The organism is Hyalangium ruber (assembly GCF_034259325.1).
Lineage (GTDB): Bacteria > Myxococcota > Myxococcia > Myxococcales > Myxococcaceae > Hyalangium_A > Hyalangium_A rubrum.
Genome location: NZ_JAXIVS010000018.1, coordinates 165,499 through 174,966 on the forward strand (window position 1 = coordinate 165,499; position 9,468 = coordinate 174,966).

Annotated in this window: 10 protein-coding genes; 5 read left to right on the forward strand and 5 right to left on the reverse strand. The window is 67.8% G+C overall.

Translation table 11 applies throughout. From position 1 onward, the window contains the following. Positions 1-27 precede the first annotated feature (27 nt). From SYV04_RS38000 to traC, 4 genes are all read right to left on the reverse strand, one after another. A complete protein-coding gene (locus tag SYV04_RS38000) occupies positions 28-852 on the reverse strand; it encodes a hypothetical protein (protein WP_321550955.1) in 825 nt (274 codons plus the stop codon). A 103-nt stretch (positions 853-955) separates the two neighbouring features. Next, complete coding sequence (locus SYV04_RS38005) at positions 956-1,798, reverse strand: DUF2381 family protein (protein WP_321550956.1); 843 nt, start codon at positions 1,796-1,798, stop codon at positions 956-958. Positions 1,799-1,800: 2 nt separating this feature from the next. Further along, positions 1,801-3,822, reverse strand: a complete 2,022-nt coding sequence (locus SYV04_RS38010; protein ID WP_321550957.1) for a serine/threonine protein kinase — start codon at positions 3,820-3,822, stop codon at positions 1,801-1,803. A 105-nt stretch (positions 3,823-3,927) separates the two neighbouring features. Further along, positions 3,928-5,748, reverse strand: a complete 1,821-nt coding sequence (gene traC / locus SYV04_RS38015) for an outer membrane exchange accessory lipoprotein TraC (RefSeq protein WP_321550958.1) — start codon at positions 5,746-5,748, stop codon at positions 3,928-3,930. Between the two features lie 353 nt (positions 5,749-6,101). Between traC and SYV04_RS38020 the strand changes: the two genes are divergently transcribed. The 4 genes from SYV04_RS38020 to SYV04_RS38035 all read left to right on the forward strand — a co-directional run bounded on the left by SYV04_RS38020 (position 6,102) and on the right by SYV04_RS38035 (position 8,763). Continuing rightward, the gene (locus SYV04_RS38020; protein ID WP_321550959.1) at positions 6,102-6,338 is read left to right on the forward strand and encodes a hypothetical protein; all 237 of its coding nucleotides are present in this window, start codon (positions 6,102-6,104) and stop codon (positions 6,336-6,338) included. Between the two features lie 151 nt (positions 6,339-6,489). After that, positions 6,490-6,900, forward strand: coding sequence for a response regulator (locus SYV04_RS38025; protein ID WP_321550960.1), 411 nt, complete (start codon positions 6,490-6,492; stop codon positions 6,898-6,900). A gap of 187 nt (positions 6,901-7,087) precedes the next feature. After that, positions 7,088-7,975 carry a hypothetical protein gene (locus tag SYV04_RS38030; protein WP_321550961.1) on the forward strand — a complete coding sequence of 296 codons (888 nt, stop codon included), beginning with the start codon at positions 7,088-7,090 and terminating at the stop codon, positions 7,973-7,975. Beyond that, complete coding sequence (locus SYV04_RS38035; RefSeq protein WP_321550962.1) at positions 7,972-8,763, forward strand: FRG domain-containing protein; 792 nt, start codon at positions 7,972-7,974, stop codon at positions 8,761-8,763. Before SYV04_RS38030 ends, SYV04_RS38035 begins: the two co-directional genes overlap by 4 nt. Here SYV04_RS38035 and SYV04_RS38040 read toward each other — a convergent pair. After that, a complete protein-coding gene (locus tag SYV04_RS38040; RefSeq protein WP_321550963.1) occupies positions 8,760-8,945 on the reverse strand; it encodes a hypothetical protein in 186 nt (61 codons plus the stop codon). The two genes, SYV04_RS38035 and SYV04_RS38040, sit on opposite strands and share 4 nt — an antisense overlap. A 198-nt stretch (positions 8,946-9,143) precedes the next feature. On the opposite strand from SYV04_RS38040, the gene SYV04_RS38045 reads away from it, so the two are divergent. Continuing rightward, a complete protein-coding gene (locus SYV04_RS38045) occupies positions 9,144-9,338 on the forward strand; it encodes a hypothetical protein (protein WP_321550964.1) in 195 nt (64 codons plus the stop codon). The last annotated feature ends 130 nt before the right edge of the window (positions 9,339-9,468 follow it).

The window sequence follows — 9,468 nt, forward strand, 5'->3', positions numbered from 1 at the left end:
CTCGCACGCGCACCAGGCAACCAGGCCTCACTGGAGCAGGTGTGAACCTCCACGGAGCGATCCCCCTTCCGCCAGGTGGCGCATGGCGGCCGCGAGCCAGCGCACGCACTCCTTCCACCCCACGGAGGTCGGAGCGCCGCCACGGAACATGTCATGGGCACGCTCGAGTCCCTCCTCGAGAGACCCCTCGGACGGCATCGGAATCTCCAGGTAGAGGGACTCGGCGAACTCCGGATCAATGGGAGCGTGGATCCACACGGACCACTGGTGCTGAGGAGGCACGGCCTCGACGACATAGATCTCGGTGACGGCGTGGGGGCAGTCCGCCGCGTCACCGAGCGTAATCCCCGCCTCGGGCGGAACGCGCACCAACAAGGAGGAAACGGGGAGCCGAGGCGTCTGCCAGGGCTTCTCCAGGGAGTCGGGCTGGCGCAGCAGATTCGCGAGCACGGGCGTGACCTTGTAGGCGTGACGACCGCCCAGGTCGTGCGCCACGAGGTGCCAGTGGCGCAGGGCCTGCCAGGCGAAGTCCTCGAGGGCACGCACGTACCGCGCCTCGGGGAACGGGCCGTTGCGCTGGAGCACCATGGACAAGCGGTTCACCTGCAACGCGACGAACTCGGGGTCCGTGTACACGGTGCTGAAGCGGGTGAAGCCCACGCGCTGGGCGATGTGCTCGATGGCGAGGTAGGTCATATGGCCGAGCACCTGCCAGGCCTTGTCCCATGGCAGGCGCCCCGCGTTCATGTCTTCCACAGCGGCACTGATGCCTTTGTGGATTCCCAACGCCTGGATGTAGCGGCGACCGATCTCCAAGTAGTCCTGCTCGAGGAGTACGAAGCGCTCGAACAACGTTGCATCAGGTGGAATGTCTCTTCCCAAGTAGGGCCTCCCGAACCCTACTTACCGCGTTGGGTGCCCACGTGTGGAGAAGATTCGACATGCCGAGGTGAACTCAGGGAAAGACCACGTTTGCCAGCGTGAGGGTGCGGCCCCCGTCTGCCTCGAGCAAGTCGAGATGGTAGCGCTCCTGAAGTTGCCCGCGCCCAGCCTCCACCTCGAGGAGGAGAATGCTCCTCTCGGGAGAAGAAGGCGTCTGCACCTCCACCATCTGAAGCTGAAGAGGCGGAGAAGCCCTCAGCACCGCGCCTCCCGCCTTCCACGCAGCAGCCCCTCCCTCGGCCTGAAGTTCCAACCTCAGCGCAATGCGCTTGCGCGCGCGAAAGCTGAGCGCCGCTTCCACCCGGACCTCCGCTCCCTTCTCCACTCGGAGAACGGAACGAAGGTCCAGACCATCGATCCCCAGGACATCCAGTTCCCCAGCCGCGAGGAGCCCTAGCAACCCTTCCCCTTCGCAGAAGAATGGCAGGCGGTGAATCTCCACCTGCCGCTCGCCCTGCGAGGAGGACACCTCGAGAAGGAACTCCGCACTCCGAGGCACCAAATCATCAGAGAAGCGAACCACCAGACGCAGTCGCCTTCCCACCGGCAAGCCTGTCCCAAGAAGAAGGAAGACGCTGCGCTCGCCGATCTCGGCCCCCTGGAAGGACTCACGTGCCTCCAATTCTACTCCGTCCTTCTCGAGAGGGACGTTGAACAGCAAGAGAGTGGAGCGCCCAGGTTGGATGAACACCGTGGGAACTTCGGAGCCATCCGCCTTCAACTGGATGTGACGAACCCTCTTACCGACCGAGGAGGAGTCGGATTGAGCGTGCGCAACTCCTGCGAGGAGCAAAAGGCTGAGCAGAACAAGAGCGCGCAAGCGCGCTTCTGCTCCCTGCTCGGGGCAAGGCATCATCCTCAGAACTTCCGCGCCTCCGGGCCCTTCCCCCACACGTCCACAGGCATCGCCTTGAGATCCGCCATATCCACCGTACCGACCCCAGGCTCCTGGCCGCGCTCAGCCAAGTTGATGCCAGGCTCAAACCAGACGCCCCTCGGCCCGTCCTCGCGATGCTCGAACTGCATGCACACTTCGAACTGCCGACCATCCGGCAGCTCGATGCGATCGAAGCGCCCATAGAGTCGATCACGCACCCAGATCCGCCCGATGAACCGGGTTCTTCTCGGGAGCGTGGACCCACCCAGGTTGTCGTCCATCATCGTCCAGACAACCCTCTCGCTCTCGCGCACGGGAATGACATACGACCCACTTGTAATTTGTGAGTACTCGATGGGGCCGATCCTGATCCCGCTGAGGATGCGAAACTGATCGAAGGTCTCGCTGGCTCTCCTGGGGCAGTCCCGGTCCGTCGGCAGCGGGGGCGGAGAACTCGCGCAGCCAGCGAGCGCCGTGCAGGTAGCAGCCACGACCGCCGCCTTGCGCACTCCCTCCAGCGACTTCTTCGCCGGCTTCTCGGTCTCGGGGGGCGTCCTGGGCACTTCCTGGCCTGTGGGTTGATTCGACTTCTGGGGCGTCTTCACCAAGGGAACATCCTCTGGATTCGTCGTCGCAACGACGACCGCGGGGGTTGGCTCCCGATACGGGGCCGCGGTCCAGAAAGGTTCAGGCCACTTGGGCTCCAACGCCAATTTCTGACCTGCCAGGGAGGATGATTTTTCTCCTACCCCAGAGGTTGGAAGGGTTTGCGCCGAGCCCCACGCCGCCAGGACGGAGAGCCCGCCCAGCACCACCAGCCCCAGGGCCACAACGCCCGCCACGGCGCGAGCCCGACCGACGCGGACCGGCCGGCCTACCGCTTCAACGACAGGTGGCGGCAAGGTGGCGGAAGCGGCCTCCATGCCCCTTCCGCGAAACAACGCCCCGGGGAGCCAGGCCGAGCGCCTCCGCCGAGCCCCCTGCACCGTCGGAGGCAGCGTGGGCCACTCCGGCAGGCGCGCGCGCCGCTCCGGCTTCTCGGGAGCGCGCTGGGCTTCAGGCACGAGCTCCCACGCGAAGAGCTCCGCCTCCAGGGCTTCGAACCCGGCGAAGGACATCGCGGCCACCAGCGCCACGTGGACCTCCGCGCACGAGGGAAACCGGTCCTGGAGCCTCCGGGCCATCATGCGCAGGACGACGTCACTCACGGCCCGGGGAATGCGGGGATTGATGTCCGCGGGGGCGGGCGGCACGTGGCCCTCGATGGAGCCGAACAGCTCGTCCCACGCCACATCGGGTGGAAAGGGCCAGTGGCCGGTCAGCGCCCGGTAGGCGCTCACGCCCAGCGCATACACCTCATCGGTGGGCTTGTAGACGTAGCGCACCCCCGGCTTGCCGCCATGCTTGCGCCAGAAGGCCACCGCCTCGGGGCTGCGCAGATGAGGAGTGCCCGGAGCCATGCCCTGGGTGGTGAGGGCGTCCGCCCCCGCGTACCAGCCCACGCCGAAGTCGATGAGCACGGGCTTTCCATCGGGCTCACGAATGAGGATGTGCTCGGGCTTGAGGTCCCGGTGGAGCACGCCTTCGGAGTGCAGGTGCTCCAGGGCCAGCGCCACCGTGGCCAGCTTCTCGACGGCGACGCGGACGGAGGGGTTGCGCGCCTGGGCCCAGGAGTGGAGGGGCAACCCCGGCACCCAGTCCATGACGAAGTAGAGGTAGCCCGTCACGGGGTGGGGCCAGCGCCCGCAGGCGTGGAAGCGCACCACATGGGGGTGGAGGGCCCGGGTCATCAGCAGGGCGATCTCCCGTCCCAGACGCTCGTCCCCGAGGCGCCGAGCCACCTTCAGGGCGAAGAACTCCCCAGGTTGGGCGGTGGACTCCACGCGGTAGGCGGCGCCGAAGCCACCGCCCCCCAGCGGCGACAGGATGCGCCAGCCATTCACCTCGGTCCCTGGGGCCAGCGCCTCCGGGGACACCTGGATGTTCTCCGCGTTGACTGCCATGGGGGCGTTCCCTCCTCTTGGGAACACCCAACCTAGCAGGTCACTGACTCACCAAGTAGGGGGGAAACGATCCAACGTCCTCCATCCCCTCCTGTTCTCCGGCGCTCACTTGCCGAAGAGGGCCTCGGGGCGCTGCAGGCCACGGGCCTGGGTGACCGGCAGGAGGATGTCCGCGGGGGGCGCATCCGCGGTGAGCAGCAACACCCGCACCGAGGTCTCCACCACGTCCTCGGCGCCGGGCCGCACCATGCCGCGCCGCGCATCCTCCACCCGCTTCTGGCGGTACGCGTCGAAGCGCTCGCGCACCCGGCCGGCCAGGTCCGCCATGGCCTTGTCGCCCACCTCCACGCGCAGCTCCAGCTCGTTGCGAAGCTGCACGGGGTCTGCCAGCACGCCGTAGCGGTCATAGCCCTTGTTGCTCGTGTCCTCGTGCGACACGTCATAGTCCTGGGTAACGGGGGCCGGCGCGGCCTGGGGCGAGAGCAGGTCGCGGAGCACCGAGGTGACGGTGGCCTTCACCGTCAGCCGGTGCTTCTCCACGTCGTAGACGAAGTCCGAGTACATCGGCTCGTCCACGGTGAGCGGCTCGCGGAAGACCAGGTCCCGGTTGCGCTGCACCTCGCGCCGCTGCAGCTCCGCCTGCTCCAGCGCCGCCTCCACCTGCTTCTGCAGCTGCTGCGCCGCGGCGAAGTTCTGCGCCAGCAGCCCCTCCTCCTGGCCGCACTGGCTGGCGGCGCACCCGGCCGGGTTGCACTCCTCGGGCACCTGCCCGACCTGGGACTGGGACAGCTCCTGGACAGCCTCGCCACAGTCCTTGATGAGCTCCACGCACGTCTTCTTCTCCCGCTCGCGGCAGCGCTCGGCGGCCTGACGCACCGTGGTCAGCTCTGCCTGGCGACGCAGGTACTCGCGCAGCGCGCCGTCCTGCTTGCGCTCCACCTCCTCCAGGGTGCGCTCGGTCTGGAGCAGCTGCTTCTCGTACTGCTGGCGCTTGGGGTTGGGCACGCTGCGGTTGCCCGCGAGGTAGCGCTGGGTCTTCTGAAAGGGCTCCACCGCCTTGAGCGGCATGACGCGCTCCAGGGCCAGGTCCAGCTTCACACCGACCTTGGACTCGGGCGCCTCCGTCACCACGCGGATGGGCACCTCCTTGGGGAGCATGGAGGCCAGCCGTCCGGCGCCCAGGCGCTGCGCCACGTCGGGAGACTGAGCCCTGTCCTCCACGGGGGTGGCCACCACCAGGAAGGCCACCTCGTCGCGCAGCTTCTGCCGCACCGCCTCGGCGCGCTCCCGGGCCGCGGTGGCGCCGACCCGCTCCTGGTCCGCGCGCACATACGCCAGCAGCGCGTTGCCCAGCTTGCCTGTCTCCTCGAGCTGCTGCGCCGTCTTGAACCAGCGCTTGGCCCACGCCACCTGGACCGCGTCCACGCCCTTGCGAGCGGCCACATGGTCGGGAGCCACGGACAGCACCGCGTCGAACTCGGCGCGCGCGTCCTGCAGCCGATCCTCCTTGAGTGCCTTCTGGGCCGCCTCCACCCGCGCATCCAGGGTCTGCGTTAGCAGCGCGCGGGCCGGTGCGTTTTCCCCGTCCAGTTCCAGCGCGCGAACGAGCAGCTTCTGGGCACCCGGCAGGTCTCCGGCACCATGGGCGCGCTCGGCCTCCTGGTACACATCGGCGCTCCAGTTGCGGCGCACCTCGCGCAGCTTCACCGTGACTTCGGAGGACTCCGGGTCCGCGGCGAGGGCGCGCAGGTAGGCGGCCTCGGCCTCGGCCCACTTGTGCTCGGCGGTGAGCTGGTCGCCCTCCTTCACGGCGCGACCAAAGGCGGTACAGCCGCTCACGGCCAGCAGGGCACACACGGCCAGCAGCGCGAGGGGGCGGCGGGAGGGAGCAGTACCAGCGGAACGGTGTCGGACGGGCGTGAACACGGGCGCATCTTCGGGGAAAGCGGGGGCCAGGTGAAGGTTTCAGCGTCTCAATCGGCCGCTGAGGACCCGGACAAGGAGGCAACCTCCCACGGCGGGTCGCCCGGCGACGACCTTTGGCATGCCGCCACGTGCCCGTCTGGTGAGCGGCCAGCCATGCGCGTTCTTCGGCGGCTCCATGCAACGCGCGAGGGTGGGGACTAGATACGAAGGCCCCAGCATTTCCAGCGCCTTCGGTGGAAGGAGCGGTGGACCTGCTGGGTTGAGACAGACGGACCCTCTCGGGAATGACGCGACGCACCAGTCGTTGGTGAGTCAGCGACCAGGGAGTTCACCCACACGCGAGTCAATCGACCATGTCCTGCGCTCAGCCGCGACCCACCGCATTCCGCCTCCCCCTGCGGGCGGAGCAGTTCCACATCGAAGAGCACCGCAACGTCTACTGCCGGCACTACAGCGCCTGCGTGGATGTCGCCGTGAAAGAGGACTGGCAGAGCTTCACCTGCGCCAAGTGCCCCTTGTTCCAGCAGGACAAGGCGCCGGGCGCGGACGCCTACGCCTACAACCAGCCGGCCGATCCAGGGCGCCCCTGAGCCCTTGCCCCCCGAGCGGCGGAGCAGGCCGTCACGCGCTCCCGCCGTGGGGACGAGGCCCGGGCCGCGGGAGGTTCTTCTGCTTCGGCAGGCCTGAGCGCCGGACGCCTCCCCTGCCCCCTCCTCCGCGTCCGCCCAGGTGAGCCCTTTCATGTCGCTGTCGCGCCCTGTCGTCGTCCTGGCTGAAGATGATGGCGACCTGCGCGAGACGGTGACGGAGTTGCTGGAGCATGCGGGCTACCGGGTGGTGGCGTGTCCCAATGGCTTCGCCGCACTCCGCGCCTTCTTCAACGAGCCCCGGGTGGACGTGCTGGTGCTGGACTGGGTGCTCCCCGATATCGAGGGGCGGGACCTGATCCGGCTGCTTCACGCGCAACGTGAGCTGGCGGAGTTGCCCATCGTGTTGACCACGGGCCTCAGCTTCGAGCTGCCGAGCTTCGAAGGCGCCGTGTGCCTGCTGCGCAAGCCGTTCTCGCGCCAGGAGCTGCTGCGCATCCTGCACGCCCTGACCCACCACAAGACGGACCTTGCCCCCGCGACGAGCTGCTGCCAGGTGGCGTGAGGCCCCTCGCCGGCCTGTGCGCTGTCGCACGATCGGCCCGAGCCGGGTGTGGAGTGCTGTACGCCCAAGCCGTGCCTCTGTGGAGTGGCCCACGAAGCGCAGGGGGCCCCCGCTGGTGGTAGCCACAGGTAGGTGAATAGAGGTGAGACAGCGATCGGTCCGTGGGGGGCCGTGCATGGGAGGCGTGATGCTTCGCCAGCTGTTGCTGTCCGAATTCAACGCCGAGGCGTGGGGAGCCGAGGGTGGCTGGGCCCTGCTGGAGGCGGAGTTCCCCATGGTGGCCATCCAGCCGCTCGTCTCGGGGGTGGGCGCCCAGGTGTTGCGGCTGGACGTGGAGGAGTGGCGGGCGCCGGGGTTCGACCCAGCCGCGTGGGATCCGCGCATCTTCTCGGCGGTGGATGCGGAGCGTCTGGCGCTGCACCTGGTGGGGGCACGGGGGGAGGAGCTCGCAACGGCGGCGCTGGAGATCGTCACGCGCTACCAGGGACTGGTGGGCCGGCGTAACCCGGCCTCATCGGGGGTGGTGTTCGACCAACTCCTGGAACGGCACCGTGCATTGCACGACCTGAGCCGGTCCGGAGTGCGTGCGCGCTACCAGCACGCGCTGGATACCTGGCAGTGGGTGCTGCGGCTGGAGCCCGATGCGGAGCTGGCGGTGCAGGTGGCGGCGCTCTTCCATGGAGCGGAGAATTCACTCTTCGACGTAGCCCCCGTGGCGTGCGGCGCCGACATGGCGCGCGAGCTCCTGGCAGAGCTGGGCGTGGAGACCGCGAAGCGCGAACGGGCCTACCGGCTCATCACCCGCCACGTGCGAGCGGGAGAGACAGAGACGCTCGCGCTGCTCGATGACGCCGACTCCCTGTCCCTCTTCTCACTGCACTCATCCGGCTTCCTGCGTCACTTCGGCGTCGAGCCAGCGCCCTGCCAGGGCGCAATCCCGTTCACGCGCTCCTCGGCCTCGCGCCGGCTGGGGCAGGTGTACCTTTCGCAGCGGATGCGTCCCCTGCTCGAGGCCCGGAGGCAGTCCACTTCCGCGCCGAACCTGCCGTGCGCCCTGCCGATCGAACCCGTGTGAGAGAGCACCGCGTCGAGAGCTGGTTGGAGCTACAGGAGGCGCTCTTCGCGGGCTCCTGGAACGAGGCGCTGGGGCGCTTTCGCCCGAGCTTCGTCTTTCGGGGCGTGCCGGACGCGGGGCATGACCTCTCCACCTCGCTCAATCGTCAGGGAGGCGCGTTCGCCTCTCACGAGAGGGATCTGCTGCGGGCCTTTCGCAAGTACGCGCGGGGCACCTCGTCGCGGCCGTGCGAGTCGGTCTGGGACTGGTTGGCGCTGGCGCAGCACCATGGGCTACCCACGCGGCTGCTGGACTGGACGTTCAGCCCGAATGTGGCGCTGCACTTCCTGACAGAGGATCCGGAGCTGTACGAGGTGGATGGCGTGGTGTGGTGTGTGGACTACCGGGAGACGAACCGGCTGCTGCCCAAGCCATTGCAGACGCAGCTGCGCGAGGAGGGAGCGGACGTCTTCACCGCGGAGATGCTCGAGGCGGCGGCGGGAGACCTGCCCACGTTCGACAGACTGACGAAGCACCCCTTCGTGCTGTTCCTGGAGCCGCCCTCGCTGGACGACCGCATCGTGAACCAGTTCGCGCTCTTCTCGGTGATGAACGGGCCGATGCTGCGGCTGGACACGTTCCTGGAGAGCCAGAAACGTGGCGTGCGCCGGCTCATCGTCCCGGCCTCCCTGAAGTGGGAGGTCCGGGACAAGCTGGACCAGGCGAACGTGACGGAGCGTGTGCTGTTCCCGGGCCTGGATGGCTTGAGCCGCTGGCTGCGTCGCTACTACAGCCCGCGTCCGCGCTAGATCTCGACGTAGCGGCCGTGCAGGGGATCGGAATTCCCCTCGAGCCCGGCGTTCCGCTCCCGCTCGGTGCGAGCCAGCATGTCCTTCTCCGACTCCTTGCCGAAGGCGCCAAAGAGGATGGTGAGAAGAATGATCCCGAAGAAGATGATGCTGCCAACCAGCATGGATCCGACGATGAGCATGAGGCGACCTCTCTTTCGAAATCAGGGGAGCCCGGATGGCCCCTTGCCCTCGAAAGATGGGGATGCGGGAGTCCGTTGGCGGATTCCCTAAAGCAGTCCGCTCGCCTGCTCCCCTGGCACTCGGCAACTCAACGGGTGCTCGCCTACTCCATAAGTAGGCTATCTCTCCAATCGCCCCAACGTGGTAGATTGTATGGCATGAGCGATTCGACGAAGCTGATGAACTTCGGCCAGGCTCCCACCGAGCCAGAGAAGAACCGCTGGGTGTTCGGCCTTCGGGTCAAGATCGAGCCCTACCTGAAGGTGCAATCGGACCGCCGGGCGAGCCCGAAGAAGGCGGAGAAGCCGGACCGGTTCTCGGTGGAGATCAGCACTCCGAAGTACGAGCCCTAAGGGCCACCCCTTTCAAGGTGTAGGTAGCGGTCGCCTCCATGCAGAGTAGAGGAGAGAGCGAACCGTGGAGGAGGAGCGAGGTGTTCCGGATGCACCGAGCTGTAGAGCCGGGGCTGCTGGGGACAGGTCA

Bases quoted from the DNA above. Each gene is read 5' to 3' on its own strand.
- SYV04_RS38010 (WP_321550957.1), bottom strand. From the start codon at position 3,822: ATGGCAGTCAACGCGGAGAACATCCAGGTGTCCCCGGAGGCGCTGGCC.
- SYV04_RS38045 (WP_321550964.1), top strand. From the start codon at position 9,144: ATGAGCGATTCGACGAAGCTGATGAACTTCGGCCAGGCTCCCACCGAG.
- SYV04_RS38030 (WP_321550961.1), top strand. From the start codon at position 7,088: ATGCTTCGCCAGCTGTTGCTGTCCGAATTCAACGCCGAGGCGTGGGGA.
- SYV04_RS38005 (WP_321550956.1), bottom strand. From the start codon at position 1,798: ATGATGCCTTGCCCCGAGCAGGGAGCAGAAGCGCGCTTGCGCGCTCTT.
- SYV04_RS38025 (WP_321550960.1), top strand. From the start codon at position 6,490: ATGTCGCTGTCGCGCCCTGTCGTCGTCCTGGCTGAAGATGATGGCGAC.
- SYV04_RS38040 (WP_321550963.1), bottom strand. From the start codon at position 8,945: ATGCTCATCGTCGGATCCATGCTGGTTGGCAGCATCATCTTCTTCGGG.
- SYV04_RS38020 (WP_321550959.1), top strand. From the start codon at position 6,102: ATGTCCTGCGCTCAGCCGCGACCCACCGCATTCCGCCTCCCCCTGCGG.